Origin of the sequence: Salipiger marinus (genome assembly GCF_900100085.1) — a bacterium.
GTDB classification, from domain to species: Bacteria; Pseudomonadota; Alphaproteobacteria; order Rhodobacterales; family Rhodobacteraceae; genus Salipiger; species Salipiger marinus.
The window spans coordinates 66,910-85,902 of sequence record NZ_FNEJ01000018.1; the positions used below are offsets into that span (position 1 = coordinate 66,910).

Annotated in this window: 18 protein-coding genes; 3 read left to right on the plus strand and 15 right to left on the minus strand. The window is 61.9% G+C overall.

Annotated elements, in window-relative coordinates; translation table 11 throughout:
• Position 1: 1 nt before the first annotated feature.
• From BLR51_RS18530 to BLR51_RS18560, 7 genes are all read right to left on the minus strand, one after another.
• On the minus strand, positions 2–763 hold the full coding sequence (locus BLR51_RS18530) for a DUF4391 domain-containing protein (RefSeq protein ID WP_089849764.1): 762 nt from the start codon (positions 761–763) through the stop codon (positions 2–4).
• On the minus strand, positions 760–4,032 hold the full coding sequence (locus tag BLR51_RS18535) for a helicase-related protein (protein WP_089849768.1): 3,273 nt from the start codon (positions 4,030–4,032) through the stop codon (positions 760–762). Before BLR51_RS18535 ends, BLR51_RS18530 begins: the two co-directional genes overlap by 4 nt.
• Entirely contained in the window at positions 4,019–4,876 is an 858-nt protein-coding gene (locus BLR51_RS18540; RefSeq protein WP_089849828.1) for a BrxR family helix-turn-helix transcriptional regulator, read from the minus strand. The genes BLR51_RS18535 and BLR51_RS18540 overlap by 14 nt, the downstream gene beginning before the upstream one ends.
• Positions 4,877–5,059: 183 nt before the next feature.
• Positions 5,060–5,326, minus strand: a complete 267-nt coding sequence (locus BLR51_RS18545; RefSeq protein WP_074855038.1) for a WGR domain-containing protein — start codon at positions 5,324–5,326, stop codon at positions 5,060–5,062.
• Between the two features lie 84 nt (positions 5,327–5,410).
• A complete protein-coding gene (locus BLR51_RS18550) occupies positions 5,411–6,343 on the minus strand; it encodes a DUF2493 domain-containing protein (RefSeq protein ID WP_089849772.1) in 933 nt (310 codons plus the stop codon).
• A gap of 363 nt (positions 6,344–6,706) precedes the next feature.
• Positions 6,707–7,738 carry a DUF7146 domain-containing protein gene (locus BLR51_RS18555; RefSeq protein WP_089849774.1) on the minus strand — a complete coding sequence of 344 codons (1,032 nt, stop codon included), beginning with the start codon at positions 7,736–7,738 and terminating at the stop codon, positions 6,707–6,709.
• A 3-nt stretch (positions 7,739–7,741) separates the two neighbouring features.
• Positions 7,742–12,130: a strawberry notch family protein gene (locus BLR51_RS18560; protein ID WP_089849776.1), complete on the minus strand. Its 4,389-nt coding sequence runs from the start codon at positions 12,128–12,130 to the stop codon at positions 7,742–7,744.
• A 177-nt stretch (positions 12,131–12,307) separates the two neighbouring features.
• On the opposite strand from BLR51_RS18560, the gene BLR51_RS18565 reads away from it, so the two are divergent.
• From BLR51_RS18565 to BLR51_RS18575, 3 genes are all read left to right on the plus strand, one after another.
• A complete protein-coding gene (locus tag BLR51_RS18565) occupies positions 12,308–12,604 on the plus strand; it encodes a hypothetical protein (RefSeq protein ID WP_038070220.1) in 297 nt (98 codons plus the stop codon).
• Between the two features lie 365 nt (positions 12,605–12,969).
• The gene (locus BLR51_RS18570) at positions 12,970–13,782 is read left to right on the plus strand and encodes a type IV toxin-antitoxin system AbiEi family antitoxin domain-containing protein (protein ID WP_089849778.1); all 813 of its coding nucleotides are present in this window, start codon (positions 12,970–12,972) and stop codon (positions 13,780–13,782) included.
• Positions 13,772–14,689 (plus strand): nucleotidyl transferase AbiEii/AbiGii toxin family protein, encoded by a 918-nt coding sequence (locus BLR51_RS18575; RefSeq protein WP_089849781.1) that lies wholly within the window; start codon positions 13,772–13,774, stop codon positions 14,687–14,689. Before BLR51_RS18570 ends, BLR51_RS18575 begins: the two co-directional genes overlap by 11 nt.
• Positions 14,690–14,771: 82 nt before the next feature.
• On the opposite strand, the gene BLR51_RS27205 is transcribed toward BLR51_RS18575, so the two are convergent.
• From BLR51_RS27205 to BLR51_RS18615, 8 genes are all read right to left on the minus strand, one after another.
• A complete protein-coding gene (locus BLR51_RS27205; RefSeq protein WP_110506215.1) occupies positions 14,772–14,948 on the minus strand; it encodes a DUF1778 domain-containing protein in 177 nt (58 codons plus the stop codon).
• 36 nt (positions 14,949–14,984) lie between these two features.
• Positions 14,985–15,686 carry an RES family NAD+ phosphorylase gene (locus BLR51_RS18580; protein ID WP_089849784.1) on the minus strand — a complete coding sequence of 234 codons (702 nt, stop codon included), beginning with the start codon at positions 15,684–15,686 and terminating at the stop codon, positions 14,985–14,987.
• On the minus strand, positions 15,683–16,084 hold the full coding sequence (locus tag BLR51_RS18585; protein ID WP_028095451.1) for an MbcA/ParS/Xre antitoxin family protein: 402 nt from the start codon (positions 16,082–16,084) through the stop codon (positions 15,683–15,685). Before BLR51_RS18585 ends, BLR51_RS18580 begins: the two co-directional genes overlap by 4 nt.
• A 65-nt stretch (positions 16,085–16,149) precedes the next feature.
• Complete coding sequence (locus tag BLR51_RS18590; protein WP_089849787.1) at positions 16,150–16,794, minus strand: DUF8835 domain-containing pootine; 645 nt, start codon at positions 16,792–16,794, stop codon at positions 16,150–16,152.
• Positions 16,787–17,206: a hypothetical protein gene (locus BLR51_RS18595; protein WP_089849789.1), complete on the minus strand. Its 420-nt coding sequence runs from the start codon at positions 17,204–17,206 to the stop codon at positions 16,787–16,789. Before BLR51_RS18595 ends, BLR51_RS18590 begins: the two co-directional genes overlap by 8 nt.
• Before the next feature lie 274 nt (positions 17,207–17,480).
• A complete protein-coding gene (locus tag BLR51_RS18605) occupies positions 17,481–17,858 on the minus strand; it encodes a DUF6915 family protein (protein WP_066707390.1) in 378 nt (125 codons plus the stop codon).
• A 10-nt stretch (positions 17,859–17,868) separates the two neighbouring features.
• A complete protein-coding gene (locus tag BLR51_RS18610; protein WP_089849792.1) occupies positions 17,869–18,360 on the minus strand; it encodes a DUF6878 family protein in 492 nt (163 codons plus the stop codon).
• A 97-nt stretch (positions 18,361–18,457) separates the two neighbouring features.
• A complete protein-coding gene (locus tag BLR51_RS18615) occupies positions 18,458–18,976 on the minus strand; it encodes a hypothetical protein (RefSeq protein WP_038147455.1) in 519 nt (172 codons plus the stop codon).
• Between the last annotated feature and the right edge of the window lie 17 nt (positions 18,977–18,993).

Genomic DNA, 18,993 nt, shown 5'->3' on the forward strand with positions numbered 1-18,993 from the left:
CTCAATCATTCGTCACGGCGGTTCCGGGGTGTGCCGCTGCCAGCCGCTCAAGTTGTTGTTTCGCCGCGCGCAGCTCGGCATTGATCGCCACGCGCTTGTTGAATTGCTTTTCGCGTCCCAGCCGCGCCGTAATCCGCTCGACCTCCCGCGTCTGCGCCTTGATCGCCTCTGCTTGTGCAATGCGCTCTTCCAGAGACAGGGGGCGCTCCGCCTCAGAAGGGGAAAGGGATGCCTGCGGCACCTCGCCAAACCCTGATGCGGCCCCGGGGATTAACCGAGCCGTCTGCCCTGCCACCAGCGGCTCCAGCAGCCGCTCGTACAGCGCTCCCATGTTCAGCGCCACAGGCAGCGGAGCGCGTGGCGCATCCTCGGGCAACCAGCCCCCTTGGAAATAGTCACCCAGCACCCAACGGGCACCGTCGGCCTCACTCGGCCGCTTGTAGGCCGCGGCCAGTTTGACGCGGCCGCCATGGGCCACCTCGAAGATCAGCGGAAAGGGGATGGCCTTGTCGATGGCGCGCAGCACGCTCGTTTCCAGCGTCGCGGTGCGCGCGGTGATGCGGAAGACCTGTATCTCGGCCACCTGCTTCGTCGCCGCCAGATTGACCGTTTCGGGCGCCAGCTTGTGCGACCAGGTGATCTGATCCACCTCGCGCACGAAGAGGTCCTTGAGGCCCGAATTCGCCCCGGCGTGCTCGTAGATCTTGTTCTTGGGGATCACGCGCCCGAAGGCGCTCGCGCGAGGCCAGTCGTAGAGGGTCATGAGCCGCCCCCTTCGATGACCAGGAAGGCGATCAGCTCGAAGTCGTCCAGCCCCTTGATGGTGTGGGTCAGCGCCGTGGTTCGCCCGCCGCTGAACAGGCTGTCGATATCCTTCTCTTCCTTCACCTCGATCATCGATCGGATCGCGCTGGAGAGCAGGTCGGAATAGCGGCCCATCTTGCGCCCGTCGTCGGTGCGTTCGTTGAAGATGCGACAGACATCGCGCATGGGCTCGATCCGCCCCTTGCAGCTGGATCGGATCAGGTCGAGCAGGCGCTTGACCTCGGTGTGGTCGGCGACGATCTGCCCGTCGTCGTCGATGTAGACCAGGTAGAAGGGGTGTAGCCGGTTCTGCTGGTTGACGTTCACACTGTCGTGGATGTTCTTCAGGGCGAAGATGACTCCGGGATGCAACCCCAACTCCGGTTGCGCCGGGACGACGGCGTGCATACCGAAGGGCACGTTGTCGAGCTCGCCATGCGCCTTGACGTAGTTGAGCAGGTCCATCCGAAAGTCGTTCAGCCCGAGATCGGTGATCGATATGCCGGCCTTCACGTCCTCGAGCTCGATGACCTCGTCCTGAAGCCGCTTGAGCTGTTCCTTGCGGTAGGCGATGTCACTCGACTTGGCCGTGAGCACGTTATCGTCGCCGGTAGCGGTGATGTCGGTGATCACCATCCGGTTTTCGACGCGCTCCTTGAGGTTGATGTATTCGTCGAGCGTGATGTCGGGCCAGTAGTTGACCAGCTGGATCTGGCTGTTGGGCGAGCCAATCCGGTCGATCCGACCAAAGCGCTGGATGATACGCACCGGATTCCAATGGATGTCGTAGTTAATCAGGAAGTCGCAGTCTTGCAGGTTCTGACCTTCGGAGATGCAGTCGGTGCCGATGAGAATGTCCAGCTCAGCCGGATCGTTTGGCATGACGATAGCTTTCTCTTTCGAGCGCGGAGAAAACAAGGTCAGGACGCTTTGGAAGTCGTATGACTTCTTGAGCGTGGTCTTGGGGGAGTCCGACCCGGTGACCTTACCGACATGCAGTTCGAGCTGGTGTGCGAAAGGCGCTAGGTTGTCGTAAAGGTAATTTGCGGTGTCAGCGAAAGCGGTGAAGATCAGCACTTTCCTGTTTCCAGGATTCAGAGGCTCATCAACCTTCTTTCTGATAAGGGCAAGCAGATGCTGGAGCTTGGCGTCGTCCGCCGGTTTGACCTTTTCCATTGATGCGATCAAGTCTTCGATCAGGACAAGGTCGGCAGCCAGATCGTGCTTCCAGGAGGGCAGGTCCATGTCTGCGAGACTTATCTGCACCTTCTTGCCGACAGTGAACTCATCGAGCCCCGAAAGATCATCGTCTTCCGGGTCGAAGTCACTCATCTCAGCAAGGTGGTCGCTTACACTCCCGCTGCGTCCCGTCTTTTCGAATTCTTCGATGGCATCGAGCGTGCGCGAAACATTCGCACCTAGAGACCGAAGCGTGAGACGAAACGCTGCAACCGAGCTCTCCAAGCGTTTCAGCAGGTTGGTCGTCATGAGGGCCTGAAGGCTGCGCTCGCGATCGGCCTGCCTCAGTTTGCCCCTACCGCCCTCGGTCTGTGTGTCATAGATTTCCTCATACTTCCGCAGTCGGCTCGGCAGTATGTAGCTGATAGGCGCATAGACTGCCAGCTTGAGTACCGAAAGCTGCGAGAAGATATCGTTGAAACCCATCACGTCGGTTCGTTCGGTGATTGGCCGATGATGTGAAAGAGGTTTGCGTCTCTGGGGAAACTTTCCGATGTCTTTTGTGTCGTAGAAAGTTTCGATGTGCTTCCGCGAACGGGCAATCGTGACGGCATCGAGAAGCTCGAAAAAGTCAAAGTCCAGCGACTTCAATATCGATGCGGCGGTCCTTTCCTCCGAAGGCAGAGCGGACCATTCGTTGAATGCGGTTTGGGCCCGTCGGAAAATCTCCTCAATGGTGGCCTGACTCTTTAGGCTTTTGCTGAGCGCCTCCGACTGCCCCTCGTATGCCAGTGCCAACTGGTTGCGGAGATCGGTGAACTTGTTATTCACCGGCGTCGCGGAAAGCATCAGGACCTTGGTCTTAACGCCCGCGCGGATGACCTTGTTCATGAGCTTTTGATACCGCGTCTCCCGGTCTTTGTAGACATCGTTGTTCCGGAAATTATGGGACTCGTCGATCACGACGAGATCGTAATTTCCCCAGTTCACGCGATTGAGGGGGATGCCAAAGGATTCCCCAGACGTCCGTGAGAGATCGGTATGGCACAGCACATCGTAATTGAACCTGTCCTTGGCAAAAATGTTTGTTGTCAGATTCGAATTATAGTTGCGCCAGTTATCTGCAAGCTTTTTGGGGCAAAGGACCAAGACTGAGCGATTCCGCAACTCATAGTATTTGACCACCGCCAAGGCAGTGAACGTCTTACCAAGGCCGACCGAGTCAGCGAGGATACAGCCGTTGTATGTCTCGAGCTTGTTGATGATGCCGGTCGCTGCATCTTTCTGATAGTTGAACAGCTTGTTCCAAACGAGGCTGTCCTGATAACCCGTAAGATCGTTCGGCAGAACATCTTCGTCGACTTCATCAAGGAAGTCTTGGAAAATGCTATATAGCATCGCGAAATAGACGCGCTCAGGAGAGTTCTCTTGATAGACGGACTCAATATGCTCGCAAATGGCAGAGGTTACGTCCTTCACCTTGTCCGGATCCGACCAGATCTGGTCGAAAAGTTGAAGGTACATCTTCGCATGCGCAGGGTCTTCAAAACGTGTGACGAAGTTTGAGACCGCATCGCCCTTTTGGTAACCCAAATCCACAGCGGTAAAGCCGCTGATGGGCATATATCCCACCTCTCCGTCAGAGCCTGCAACGTGCATGAACTGCTGCATCGGCGCCTTGCTCGTATTTGAGCGGAACCTTGCCTTCTTGCGGATCCAATCTGCACATTCGCGGGCTACAGCTCGCTGCGTTAGCTTGTTGCGAAGCTGGATCTCGAATTCTGTACCATAAAGGCCGCTTTCGCGCCGAGCCTTGGGGATGAAGAATTCCCGGCGCTCTTTCCGAAGGCGATCCGTAACCTCCGTCGGAACGAAAGTCGGAGCCGTAAAAATGAACTGCAGACTATCGATTTTCGATAGCTCAGATTTCAGCTCCTCGAATGCATAGATCGAAAAACACGATGCCGCGATCCGCAAGCGTGACCCGCGTTCGATGGAATCCTTCAGGTCATCCCCTAGCAGGCGCGATGTGTTATCAATAATTTGCATCGACAACCTCCCGGTTCAGAAGAACAATCTGCTGATCTTCGGGCTCCCTGGCGGATGGAGCAGTGTCGAGCCCAAGACGCTTGAGCGTGTAATAGAGCAGCGCGCGGCGCACCTTTATCTTCGCGCTGCCGCCACGCATCCCGTAGTCGAGGGCAATGACCTTAGCCTGCGTTTCTGACAGTTCGGGATGAGGAGCCACTTCAAGGACGACTTCTGAATTCCAGTCGAGATCATCATCGGCCGATGTCCCGCTTTCGCGTGAGCCACGAATCTCAATCATCCGGGAGAGAAGGAAATCCTTGAAACACTCGTCGGTTAGACAAAACGCGCGGGCGTGCCAGCGAAATCCATCGAAGGCAATCGCGTGAGGCGCAATCCAACGCCACCGCGGATCTGGGCTGGAAAGGGACTGGTATCGTATCTCTATCTCTTCGGATCGCCTGATCGCTCCCACAACGGACCGAAGCGTCACGGGGTCAACACCACGGACCGGCGTCGGCGCAGAGGCAAAGGACGGAAGATTAGCGATCCAGGAGTCTTCACGGTCAAGAATGTTTTCGGCCACGGACCGTAGCTGAGCTAAATAGCGACTGGCATCAGGTTCCAGAAATTGTGGTTGGAATGCACTGCCTCGCACATAAGTCCGCGCACTCTTGTCGTAGACCATGTTCGCCGGAGCAAAGCCGATGTAGCGATTCAGGTCAGTGGACGCTTGGTTGACCGAGACACCGAACTGATCCATGAGGTCACTCCGGTTTACATGCCCCTCCCAGAACAAGCGGAACTCTATGAACTCGAGACGTTGCTCGACTCCCCATCGAAGTTCTGACCTGTCGTTATCCACCCTGGCCTCCCGGTATCCCAATGCGCATTGTAACTATGCGCGCCCATTTTCTGGGCCTGCGACAACTTTAGGGAGTGACACCGAGATTATCAATCGAATTTCAAGACGTTGCCTTGGAAGTCGACCATTCAGGCGTAGATACCCCAGGGACTGGTCTTGGACTATCAAAGCCCAAAGGATCAGCTAGCTCGAACGCAAGTATCCTCGGCGATGCTTCGTCGCTGCGAGCTTCAGTAGGGCGGTCACAGCATGCCCCTCGTCCGGGTGCTGTTCGATTAGCATCTGCCCTCGAAACCCGATACGGCCCCATTCCCGCACAAGGCATGCGCCGCCAAACAGGTCCGGCTGAACGCTCATTCGATAGAAGCGGCGCATGTTGAGAGACGGGTCGATCCGCTTGAGATCGACCGTTGTCGGGAACACTTCCATTTGCTGCGATATGTCGAACATGTTGTTGGCGCCTCTCTCCAGACCACAATATCAAGCGCTCTTCGACGTTTCCACAATGTTCTGTCCCGGATTGAAGTCGGGGGCTCACGCCCCCTTCTCGAACTTCATGACCGGGATGCCAAGCTTCTTGGCCTTGTCGGCGAGGTTTTCCTGGATACCGGTTCCGGGGAAGACAAGGACCCCGACCGGGAGCACATCCAGCATCGCGTCGTTGCGCTTGAAGGGCGCGGCCTTGGCGTGCTTGGTCCAGTCGGGCTTGAAGGCCACCTGCGTCACGCCCCGGGCTTCGGCCCATTTGGCGGCGATGAGCTCTGCGCCCTTCGGGCTGCCGCCGTGCAGGAGGACCATGTCGGGATACTTGGTCCGGACCTGGTCGAGCTTGCCCCAGATCAGGCGGTGATCGTTGAAATCGGTCCCGCCGGTGAGGGCGACCTTGGGGCCTGCGGGAAGCATTACCTCGGTCTCGGCGCGGCGCTTGGCGACCAGGAAGTCGCGGCTGTCGATCAGGGCGGCGGTCATGTGCTGGCGGTTCACGATTGATCCGGTGCGGGGGCGCCAGGTCGATCCCGTATGATGGACGAACTCGGTGGCGGCGTGATCGCGCATCATGTCCATGCAGTTGCGCCGTTCGACGAGGGTCAGGCCTTCAGCCGTCAGGCGCTCGAGTTCGACGGATTTCACCTCGGAGCCGTCCTGCTCGCGCTGGAGGCGGCGCTGCGCCTGCTCGTTCTCATCGAGTGACCGCTCGATCCGTGCCGTGGCGCGGTGGAAGAGGTTGACCTGGCCCCAGAGCACTTCTTCGAGATCGGGTTCCATGCGGGTGTCTTCCAGGGTCGCGACGAGGGCGTCGAAGATGTCGGCGACGGCGACGGCGAGGCGCTGTCCATCGGGCATCGGGCGCGGATCGGGCTCGTCAAAGGGGCGATAGCCGTAGAGCTGGAGCTCGTCGAGCGCATGGGCGGTCTGGGATGCGCTATGGGCGGGTTCATACGCGTCGTCGTGGGTGTGGATCGTCATCGGTTTCTTGCCTCCGGGCCTGTCTCGTCCGCGCGTCATCCCGCGCGGCCTTCATGGGCAGACCCGAGCCGTCGGGGCGGTTGCCCCTTCACCCCGGCTTCACCGGGGCCGGAACAGCGTGGAGGAGGTCGGCAGGGATGCTATTTGTCTCGCGATGCAAAGGCGGCTTTGCCGCCGGCGGAAATAGGTTCCCTGCCGACCTTGCAGGGGCAACCGCATTGACGGCCTGCCCATCTCTTGAAGGCCGCGCAGGGCTGACGGGTGGATGCGCAAGGCCCGGGATGGGGTGAGAACGACGATCCAGAGCCACGACTGGGATGCCGCCCCCTGCCCCGCACTTCCAGACCCCCTGCGCGATGCAGCTCAGCCCAATAGGCGATGCCGATCCTCTGGCCCGATCTGACCTGCCAGATGCTGGCGCAGCGCGTCCTTGCCGTTCGCCCGAAGATCATCGTTGAAATCCCCGAGCCGCGGTTCCAGCACCCGCACGCGCACCCCGACCTCGGAGGCTCTGGCGCTCAACTTCTCTGCCGCGCGCTGCCCGGCCGGATCGCGATCGATCGCGATGTAGAGGCGCTTCAGCCCCTCTGGCAGCAGGACCGCCCCGAGGTGACCCGAAGAGAGCGCCGCCCAGACGGGCAGACCTGGGATTGCCTCGGACAGGGACAGCATGGTCTCGATGCCTTCGCCGATGACGAGGATGTCATCCTGCGGGGTCAGCCTGACAGCATTGCCGAGGAGGTGACCCATAGCCCGACGCTCTGGATTCACTGCCGCCTTCCCCTGCCCGTCAGCTGCCAACCAGGTGCGATGCACGCCCTGCACGGCCCCTGCCCCATCGGTAACCGCCGCGATCATCGCCGGTCTGGGGATGCTCCGGGTCTGCCCCTCTTCCCGATGCCAGCACTTCGGGTGGAAGCGTAAGGCGCCGTTCGCCCCGAATTGGGTGATGCCTCGGGAACGGAGGTAGGTCTCCGCAAGCGTGCCTGTGATCGGGTTCGAGGCAGCAAACAAGCGCGCCGCCGCCGCAGGAGTGCCACCGGGCGCCTTGGCCTTCCTAGGCTCTTGCCTATCCGGGACGACCGGCTGCGGACGGCCAAGATGCGCTCGGGCCTCGGCGAGAAGGTCGGGGAAGCGCGTGATCCCCGTCCGGGAGCGGATGATGTCCAGGAGATCGCCATGCTCGCCTGTGGCCCCATCCGTAAACTTGCCCGCTGCCCCTGGTCCCGACGCAGGGCCCGTCAAACGCACGAAGAGCGAGCGGCCGGGGTTGTTCTGCAGATCGCCGACGATCCAGTAGGATCCTTCCCGCCGTCCGGCGGGAAGGTAGGCACGACAGACGCCTTCGGCATTTTCTGCCAGATCGCGCACGAGGTCTTCGGTCTCGGAATACATGGGTTAACAACCTCCGCGATCATGTAGCCTTGCGACAGGACAACGTGCAAGCAAACGATCCAGTATCGCGACACCATCGGCGTCGGTCGGGCAGAACAGCCGAAGCTTCCAACTGATGATCTCCGAGAAGAAGCCATCGGCCTTGAGCCGATCCTTGGCTGCCTCCGAGAAGCCCGACAGTTCGATCCGGTTCGCGCCCATGACGCGCGAGCGGTGCAATTCCATCCCTTCGGACAGGCACACCACGGTCTTGCCCTCCAGAACGAGGGCATGGACCTGCGCGGCCGAGAGCTTGGGCGCATCGGCGGCCAGCGTGGTCGCGACCCAGGCAGGCGAGACGCGGCGGCCGATGATGCGCTGCCCGTCATCGGTCTGCAGGCGGTAGACGCGGGTTTCATCCTGGGGAAGCTGCTTCCAGATCGGCAGCAGCAGACCTGCCACGATGTGCAGCGTGGCTTCGGAGAACTCCGGCACCTCGGCCAGTTCCGCAGTCCACGCCGCAGTGAAGGCCGCGCGGTCGGCCTCGAGCCAGTGGGTGTCCTCCATGACCTTGGCCGGGACCGTGCTGGCATCAAGCGGGCGGATCAGGCGCAGGCGCGGCTCGATGGTGCCATCGTCCAGCATCAGGCTGGTGGCGGGCACCTGCACCGCCGCCCGGCCTGAGCGGCTGTTGACCAAGAGCCGCGCCTTTGGATCATCGAGCCAGTCGAGCGCATCCACGAGCGCTGTCGGCGTGTTGCGGCGCTTTTCCGCGATGGTCAGAAGCTGGGTTTCCGCACCCGAGCCTGGATGGGTGTAGATCACCCGCGCGTCCGTGACGCGGAAGCTCTCGGCGCGCAGCGTCTCGAGCCCAAGGTCATAGACCCCGGCGGCGATGGCGCCCTCGATCCGCTGGTCGAGCAATTCCTCGAAGACCGAGAATAGCACGGCTTGCATGTCGATCGTCAGCGCCAGCAGGCGATTGAGGAAGGTCGTGATCGGCGGCAGGTCGTCCTTCAGACCGTTGTCATCGGTCAGGCTCAGGCCGGTGGCATCCTCGAAGGCCCCGAGGGAACAGCCCACGACATCGCCGCGATAGATGCGGCGGTAAAGCTGGCGCAGCGCATCGCGGGCGTAAGGTGACTCGAGATTGTCCTCGGGGCGAAACAGTCCCTGCCCGCCCGTCTGGCGCTGACCCCGCGTGATGGCTCCGAGCGTATCGAGGCGGCGCGCGATGGTCGACAGGAACCGCTTCTCCGCTTTGACATCGGTGGCCACCGGCCGGAACAGCGGCGGCTGCGCCTGGTTGGTGCGGTTGGTGCGGCCCAAACCTTGAATCGCCGCGTCTGCCTTCCAGCCGGGTTCCAAGAGGTAGTGGACCCGCAGGCGCTGGTTCTTGGCCCCGAGATCGGCGTGATAGCTGCGCCCGGTGCCGCCGGCATCCGAGAAGATCAGGATACGCTTTTCGTCATCCATGAAGGCTTGGGTTTCCACGAGGTTCGCGGCTCCAGCCCGGTTCTCCACCACGAGCCGTGCCGAATGCCCTTCGCCCTTCCGCACGATGCGCCGCGAGCGCCCTGTGACTTCGGCCACAAGTTCGGTGCCGAAGCGCTGGACGATCTGGTCGAGTGCACCCGGCACCGGCGGAAGCGAAGCCAGTTTCTCGATCAGCGCGTCACGACGCCGGACGGCTTCGCGGCACTCCACCGGTTGGCCGTCGCGCGTGACGGGGCGCGACGAGAGGTTGCCCTCGCTGTCGGTGAAAGGCTCGTAGAGCTGCACCGGGAAGGAATGGGCGAGGTAGTCCAGAACGTATTCCCTGGGTGTGATATCACAACGGATATCATTCCATTCGTCGGTTGGGATGTCCGACAGGCGGCGTTCCATCAGCGCCTCACCCGTCGAGACGATCTGGATGACCGCCGCGTGACCCGCAGCCAGATCTGCATCGATGGATGCGATAAGCGTGGGGGTTTTCATCGAGGTGAGCAAATGGCCGAAGAATCGCTGCTTGGCGGACTCGAAGGCGGACCGCGCGGCGGATTTCGCCTGACGGTTCAGTGTGCCCGACCCGCTCGGCCCGTCGGCCGCGCCGGAAATGTTCGCCGCCTCCAGCGCCGCGGTCAGGTTGTTGTGGATGATGGCGAAGGCCCCGGCATAGGCATCATAAATGCCGCGCTGCTCGGGGCTGAGCGCATGCTCCAGCATCTCGTATTCGACACCGTCATAGGACAGCGAGCGCGCCGTGTAGAGGCCGAGGGACCGCAGGTCGCGGGCGAGGACCTCCATCGCGGCGACGCCGCCAGCTTCGATGGCTTGCACGAATTCCGCCCGCGTCGCGAAGGGGAAGTCTTCACCACCCCAGAGCCCGAGCCGCTGAGCATAGGCGAGGTTGTGGACCGTCGTTGCGCCCGTGGCCGAGACATAGACCACGCGGGCATTGGGCAGTTTGTGCTGCAGGCGCAGGCCCGCCCTGCCCTGCTGCGAGGCCATGGTATCGCCCCGCTCGCCTTTGCCGCCGGCAGCATTCGCCATGGCATGGCTTTCGTCGAAGAGGATCACCCCGTCGAAATCCGCCCCGAGCCAGTCGACGATCTGGTCGACGCGGGATTTCTTGGCACCCCGTTCTTCCGAGCGCAGCGTCGCATAGGTGGTGAAGAGGATGCCCTCGGTCAGAGGGATGTCGTGCCCTTGTGCGAAACGCGACAGCGGCGTCACCAGAAGCCGCTCCTGGCCAAGCGCCGACCAGTCGCGCTGCGCATCTTCCAGCAGCTTGTCGCTCTTTGAGATCCACAGCGCCTTGCGTCTTCCTCGGGCCCAGTTGTCGAGCAGGATCCCGGCCGACTGACGGCCCTTGCCCGCCCCGGTGCCATCGCCGAGGAAGAAACCCCGGCGGAAGCCGATAGCGTCAGCGGCGTCCTCCGGTGCTGCGGATACCACGTCTCCGGTCTCATCGACGGTCCAAGACCCCGCGAGACGCGCGCCATGCGCCTCCCCCGCGTAGATGACGGTCTCGAGCTGCGCGTCGGACAGCAGGCCGTCGCGTAGGATGGTCGCCGGAAGCTTGGGGCGGTACGTGGGTTTCGGCGGCGCGACCGAGGCCATGGCCGCCGATTGCACAAGCTTGGTCGGGTGTGGGGCTGCGCCGGGGATGTCGATCGCCTGCAAACGGAAGGTCTCGTAGATCGCATCGGACAGACGTGTCGCGTCCTCGGCGTTGTCGCGGAGTTCGTAGCTTAGGTCCTCGACCTCGATCTGCGCTCCATGTTTCTCCGGTTGAGCCGCAGAGGTCGCGCGCGATCGGTTGACGGGCTTGCATGTTGTGGGGGCAGGATTTCCCGGGAAGATGGGAGAGTGGCCCAGACCCGCATTTGCGGCCCGTTCCATCTCGAGGCGCGGCGGAACCTCTGCAGTGACCCTGGACATTAGATGCGCCACGTCCGGGGACGTGGGCTGGTGCAGGTCAGCGGTGATGCCGCCCGGCTCACCGCCGCGGCATTTATCAAAGACAGAAATCCGCGTCTCAAAGCTGGTGCCGTGCTTGGCGAAAGCTGCGCCCGACACCGCGCCGGTGAAAATGAGATGGGCCGTCTCGGTCAGACGGCCGAAGGTCTCGGCCCAGGCCGGCGCATCCGGAGCGAAACCGGCTCCGGTGATGGCGACGAGCCGTCCGCCGGGGGCCAGACGCGCGAGGGCCGAGCGCAGATGCCGGGCCGTCGCCTCGGTCGACCGACAATCGACATTGGCTTGGGCCGAGAAGGGCGGGTTCATCAGGATGACGCTCGGGCTTGAGGAGACATCGAGATGATCATCGATCTGCGCGGCATCAAACCCCGTGACCGGTCGGCCCGGGAACAGCAAGCGAAGAAGGTCGACGCGGGTGTCCGCCAACTCGTTCAGAGCCAGAGTGCCGCCGGCGATCTCGGCGAGGATCGCCAGAAGCCCGGTCCCGGCAGACGGCTCTAGGACAAGATCACGGGGCGTGATCTGTGCTGCCGCCACAGCCGCGAGCCCCATGGGCAGCGGCGTCGAGAATTGCTGAAAGCGCTCCATCTCTTCCGACCGCCGGGTGTGCGTGGGCAAGAGGCCTGCCACCTTGGCGAGGATCGGCGAGAGCGCCGCAGGCGTGCCGGCACGCGCAAGCAGCGCCCGACCGAATTTCCGCAGGAAGAGGACCAGCGCCACCTCGCCCGCCTCATAGGCCAGCTTCCAGTCCCAAGCACCGGTCGCATCGGAACCGCCAAAAGCATGTTCCATCTCGCGGCGTAGGCGCAGCGCGTCGATCTGAAGCCCTTGCGCCAGATCGGGCTGCAGCGCTTCAGCAACAGCAACGATCGCAGGGGCGGGATTTGCTGCCAACGGAACAACGGGCGCAGGCAAGGACGCCTGCGCAACAGGGGCAAGATGGGTCATCGGGAAACTCCGGAATGAAGGACAGGATCAGGCCCGGACACCCTCTCTCGGACAGCCTCGGACCTGATCTTTCCCGGCCCCTCTCTCCCTTTCGCACCAAGGTGTTCCCGACGCTTGGCTTGATTTTGTTCTTGTTATGTTCTATATTCAGAGCCAAGTCAGAAAGGGGGTTCCACCATGGAAAGCACCAAGCACGCCCTGCCCGCAACGCCCAAGCAGATTGCCTATGCGCGGTCGCTCGCCCTGCGCAACCGGACGCTCCTGCCCTGGGAGGTTCAGCAAGACCGGCGATCTTTGAGCGCCTGGATCGAGGCTCAGGCCCAGCTGAAACCGGTATCGGACATGGACCGGCTGCCCACGTCCAAGCAGGTGGCCTTCGCTGAGAAACTCGCCCGGATCAAAAGGCGCGCCGTTCCGGACGAATGCTTTCGCGACAGGGGGCTCATGTCGAAGTGGATCGACGGGAACAGGTGAGAACGGCACCGGCTGGCTCCGACCTGCCGGAGATTCTGCCATACCGCGGTTTGGCAAACCGAGCGCAGCTGCCAAGCTGTAGGTTGGCAGACTGGACCTTCGGGACATCAGCCTCGGTCAAGCTCCTGTCCGAAGGACCAAGGTCTGGTTCCGGCGGCACGCCGGGAGGTGCACCGCTGCGACCTTCGGTAACCACCGCAAGTCGTAGCCGTCTCTCAACCCAGCGTCTTCAGATCTCACACCCCTTGGGGCTAGTCCCTCAGTTCTTTGGAAATGGTGAGATAGAAGCGTCCATAACGCTGGAAAAGCATTCTCATCAAAGAAACCTGTAGATGTCTCTTTGAAAATCTGTCACTTTAGGCATCATGGACACCGCAAGGTCACAGAATCTGAAGAAAGTGCTCGATGCCGTACCCGCCGGGTATCTGGTCGATGCGGCATGGCTCGTCTCGCAAGGCATCGCCTATGAGAGCTTCCGTGACTATGTGAAACGCGGCTGGCTGGAGCGCATCGCACGCGGTGTCTTCCGCCGGCCAGTCCCGAATATGCAGGCGTCCAACAGCATCGACTGGAAGACCTGCATCCTTTCGATGCAACATATCATGGGTCATGATTTGCATGTCGGGAGCACGACGGCACTCGGTGAACAAGGACATGCCCATTACCTCCGCCTGGGGGAAAGCGCTCCAGTCTGGGTCTACGGGGACAAGGTCCCGAACTGGCTGATCAAACTGCCGACGGATGCCCCGATCAATATCCGCCCCCGTTCCTTGTTCACCAATCAGAAGCTGGGTGTGATCGAGGGCAAAACGACAGGCCAGCCATGGGACTGGGGTCTGACAATGTCGACGCCGGAGCGCGCAATCCTGGAAGCCATGGACGAGTTGCCCCACCATGAGAGTTTCCACACGCTCGACATGGTCTTCGAGAGCCTGACAACCCTGCGCCCAAGGCTGATTTCCGACCTCCTACAAGCGTGCCAGAAGATCAAGGTAAAGCGTCTGTTCTTCGTCTTCGCCGACCGCCACGATCATCCCTGGCGCAAACGGATCGACCCGCAGGCCTTCGATCTCGGAAGCGGTGACCGAGCCCTAGTCCGAGGTGGCAAAATCCACCCGCGCTATCGGATCATGGTGCCGGAAGATTTCGTGAAACCGGAGGCCGACAGTGGCGCGTGAGACCTATGAAGCCCAGGTTGCACTGCTGGTGCGCGTTCTGCCACATGTCGCGGACGAGAACGTCTTCGCGCTCAAGGGCGGGACGGCCATTAACCTATTTTACCGAGATCTGCCACGGTTGTCGGTCGACATCGACCTGACCTATCTTCCGATCAAGGACCGCGCCGAGAGCCTGGACGAGATCAATGCCGCGATGGATCGCATCGCGGCCGCCATCGAGACCGGCATTCGCGGCGCGAAATCTCAGCGCATCCAAGGGGGCGGCGGCGGGGCCACGCGGCTGCTGGCACGCTTTGGGAATGCCGAGATCAAGATCGAAACCTCGCCTGTGACCCGTGGCGTCGTCCACGACCCGGAGATCCGGACCGTCTCTGCAGCCGTGGAAGATGCCTATGGCTATGCCGAAATGCAGATCGTCTCGTTCGAGGACCTGTTCGCTGGCAAACTGCACGCTGCCCTCGACAGGCAGCATCCACGGGATCTCTACGACGTCACGCTCCTCTACGAAAACGAAGGCCTGACGCAGGACCTCTTCCAGACCTTCCTGATCTATGTCGCCAGTTCGCCGCGCCCGGCGCATGAGCTGCTCGATCCGAACCTGATCGATCTCGAGCAACCCTACGCGCGGGAATTCGAGGGCATGACCAGAGCACCCGTCCCTCTCGATACGCTTCTGGCGACGCGCCTGAAGTTGGTCGCCGATCTGCAATCGAGGCTCGATGACAAGGCGAGGCAGTTCCTCCTGACGCTTCAGGACGGCGAGCCTGACTTTGCGGCGATCGACCGCTCGCAAGCCGCTGACCTACCGGCCGTGAAGTGGAAACTCCTCAACCTGAACAAACTGAAGCGCGACAACCCCGAAAAACATGCCGCGCATCGCGACGCCTTGTTGAAGCTCTTGGGCTGAGCCACGCCCAGCACCGTCGTGAGGGGAGCTTTGCGTTGGCCGTCCTCATCGCGCCGATGGGAGGCGCCGAAGGCGGGTGAACTCAGTCGGCGCTTCCAAGCTCTGTGTTTCGCTGAAATGACCGCGTTTTCGCCCGATGAAAGGCAGAGCGCAGGGCTTCGGTCGGCAAAGGCGGCGAGTCTATCGCTTCAAAGAAGTGCTCATGGTCGATCTGCTTGAGATCGGTGCGGTCTGGGCTTTCGATATCAGGCGTTGCCATCTTTGTAGGCCTCCAGGCCAAGTACGGTTTTTTGGATCAGCCGACGGCCGCAATCGAGTAGTGCGGAGTCCCATCCCACACAAGATCCCAAGACGCGCCTGGACGAACGTTCTGAATTGCGTGGGGCTCGAAGCAGACCAAGCAATTCCCGCCCGGTGCAGGAGCCCGGACCGAAGGGTAAATCAGGCCCTTGGATCCGCCCCGACGCAGATGCTGTGCCAGGCTTTGGCCCTCGGGATACCCGACAGCCGGATCCGGATGCAGCGCCGGATGACCTGCCTCATCGGTCATGTCGTCGAAGACGCCGATGAAGTCGGCCAGCAATTCCACATAGCGGGTGCTATCGTGGAAGCTGCCGGTAAAGCCGAGTTCGCGTGTACGGTGCCAAGCCACTTCGCTGACAGAAACCATCACATCCCATGCGCAGTACCACGCGCCGCGCTCCTCGACGTTGAAGCGGTTTCCGCCGACGCGGGTGTAAGTGAAGGCTGCGTTGACGTGACTGTCCCCATAGATGCGCAGATCGCGGCTGCGGCGTTGCCAAGCGAGTTCGCGCGGGTCCAGGTGCGGGTTGCGCCCACGTTCGGCCTGTAGACGTCCACTGGTCATGCCCTCGATCTCTGCCAAGATCTCCATCTCGTCATCGGTATCGACGAGACCGCGCAGCGATGGCGGCTTGTGGTAGGTGGCAGGCAGGAGACGAACGAGACCACGATCGGAAATCTCGGTCTGCTTCATGCCCCACCACGCAACGCATCAAGATAGGTCCGCACCGCGAGGATCTGCGGCAAACCCCCGTCGATGGCGGTGTCGACTGGTCTGCTTCCACCAAAGAGCGGCCCCTTGTTCGGTCGGGTGAACCAGCTTTTTGCCAGAGGCTCCGAGAAGTAGAGTTCGAGCGACTTGAAGATGCCAATTACAGCGCTGAGCCGCAGCAGTTGGTCCTTGGTGAGCTCCCCGGCGAAATCCGGCTTCTTGGCGCGCTTCCACGTGCTCTCTGACATGTCGGCAAGGCCAGCCGCTTCCTTGAGACTGAGACCCCAAGCATCGGCCACGCGTGCATAAGCTTTCAACGCGACGGCGTTGATCTGTGCGGGCTCCCGGATTTTCTCTGCAACGTACATGGCGTCCTCCATTGGCTTCAATATAGTCCATATGGACTTACGGTAAAGATCAAATGAACCTTGCGCTTTGATCACTGTTACCCGAACCGCCGCCCTCCTTCCGTGAACGTATACTCGTTGACGATGATCCCCTCCTCGATGGCCTCGTCCGAGGTGAGGTGGTCGTATTCGGCTTCAAGCTGGCGGTAGAGCCAGCGGGCCAGATCGCGCAGCGCCTCGGTCACGAGCTCCTCGGCGTCCTCGGTCGGCGGCTGCCACCTCGGGCTGTCCCGCGTGACGTCGATCGACATGGTGTATTCATGGTAGTAGCGGCCACGGTGGCTGGCCTCGGCGGCGAGTTGGTAGAAGTTTCGCCGCTGGATGGCCTGCAGACGGTCGGCGATGCCATGCAGCGTCGCGTCGGTCGGGGCGTAGTCCCGGATGCGCGTGGCCGCGCCCTTGGCGTGGGACCAGTAGCCCTCGAAGCAGGCGCCGTCGCCCTGGCTCCAGAAACCGGAAAACCAGATGCAAGGCTTGGCCCGCGCCTCGCCACCCATCAGGCGGACGGCGGTGGTCTTCAGGCAGATGCCGAGGATTTCGCAGACCCGCTCGAAATCCTCATAGACCACGTCCCACCAATCGTCATGGGGGCCGAGCTCGCGATACCAGCTGCGGGCCTTTTCCTTGGCGGCATCCGAGAGCTCGGGGAACAGGTAGACGGTGGTGCAGATGATCTCAGGCATCGACGTCCTCCCCGTTCAGCGCCGCGACCAACCATTCTTGCGTGCTGGACCAGCCGATGGATTTACGAGCGCCGAGATCGATGGCATGCGCACCGCCGCCAAAGGCGTCGAGCCGCGGGCGGGAGCAGGTCAGAGCATACTGGAACCCCCAAAGGCCGGTGAGGTCGAGGTCTTCGGCGAGCCGCAAGACGAAGCGGATGACGGCTTCGACATCGCCGTGTTCGTCATCATGGATCCAGAGGCTGCTGCCATCGGGGGCATCCTGGCGCACGAGATCGAAGCCCGCGACATCCGGATCGTCGGCGTCCTGATCCGCAGCGCGCAGATCCTGAAACAGCGCAAGTGCACGGGCCGCCTTTTCGGGAGTGCCGACGTCGAGCAGGCACGAGAAATGGGTGAAGTAATCCGCCATGGGGACCTCCTGAATGGGGAAGACCCGGCCAGGAGGCCGGGCGATCGATTGGGATGAAGGGGTAGTTGGGAACGATCAGCCGGTCGGCGTGTCGCCCGCCGCCTGTCGTGCGGCATGAGCGCAGAGCATATGCCGGTAGAAGCGCTTGCGCGCCAGCCGGAGACCGCAAACAGCGCGCGTGTCGGGATGTAGCGACCGGACCGCCGCGCGAACCACTGCCAGTGGCGAAGCGGTCGGCGGCAAGCCAAGACGTCGATAAGTGGGATCGGTCATTTCACGTGACCTCGACCACGGGCGAGACGAGATGCGGATCGACCTGTGCCTCGATCCGTTCGGTCCGCCCCATCCAAAGCTCGGGCCGAATGGCCTTCACCCAATCGGCGAAGCTCGGGATGAAGCCGAGGTCCTCCTTAACATGCTGCTCGCCGACCCAGCGGGTCGGGATGACGCGCCCGGTCGAGAGCGTGAGGGTCGGGCCGAAAATCGTCTCGGCCATGAAGATGCCCTCCGCATGGTGGCGCAGCGCCCGGTGCCGAAAGTCGGCTGTGATCTCCTTGCTCTGGTCGAACCAGGAATGCACGGCGAGGTAGTCGTCGACCGTGCCGCCCCATTTCTTCACCGAGGACAGGGCGTGGTGATACGGATGTGCCATCGCCGCCCCCTCAGAAATCGTGCGTGTAGAGTTCGGACGAGGTGAAGCGCTCGTTGAACTCAAGGTGGATGGTGCGAGCGCTCGCGTCGAAGCAGAATTCGCCGTAAGCCCCGTCGTTGTTCTCCCAGCCGCAATGGGTGTCGGAGAGGAAGTCGTAGGCCAGCTGCTCCACGACATCTTCGAGCGAAAGCGCCCGCATCTCGACCTCCGGGTCGTCCCAGGTCAATGCGGCATAGGCGATCTCGGTCTTGGGGAAAGCAACCTCGGTCTCGCCAGCGTAGGCTTCGATGCTTTCAACCTGGCCGCTATCGCCATAGCCGTCGAAACTCACGGTCACATGGGTGATGCCCGCGGCAGTCAGAGCATCGAAGAGGCGCTCCTTGTTGGCCGGACGCAAAGCTGCGATCCGCGCGTCTCGCTCGGCCTGCCGGGCCAGCACGGCGGTGAAATCGATCCTGGACGGCGCCATCGGCGCGGCCAGGGTGGGTTCGATCTTGGACATTGGAAACTCCGAAATGAGGGAAAGGATCTGAACCCCGAGGCTCTCTCTCGTCCTCCTAGGCTCACATCCTCCCCTGCCCTTCTCTGACTCTCGGGCGTCACGCCGCGATCTGCAGGGCGCGAGACGCGAAGACACGCCAGAGCGGATCGACAAGACGGGCATCGAGAACGTCGGCGTGGTGCCGCAGCCGTCGCGCGAGGCTATGTTCATGCCACTCGGCCGCCCGCATGGCCTGCGCGCGGGTCTGGCTGGCCTCGGACACGACGGCGCGGGCTTCGGCGGCATCCGAGACCGGGTGGCACCATGCGACCCCGCCATCACAGGTAGCTCCGGCCAGAACGAGACGGCCCTCCCGATCGAGGATTGCCAGGATGCGCGGAGCGTCTTCAGGTGTGATATCTTCGGCGTGAACGATTGCCCCCTGCATGGCCTCGGCCAGCGTGGCAAACCGCTCCAGTACCTTGGGGTGTGCCTGCCCGGACATGAGAGCTGCGGGCGCATGGCAAGCCGTCGTGAGTGCGAACGGCAAGTCTTGATCTGCAAAAACGGTCAGGAGGCTCGGCGGCAAACCTGTTTTCTGCGTTTCCGGCTGAGTTTGGAGAGGAAGGTCGAACATGGGCATATCTCCGACGG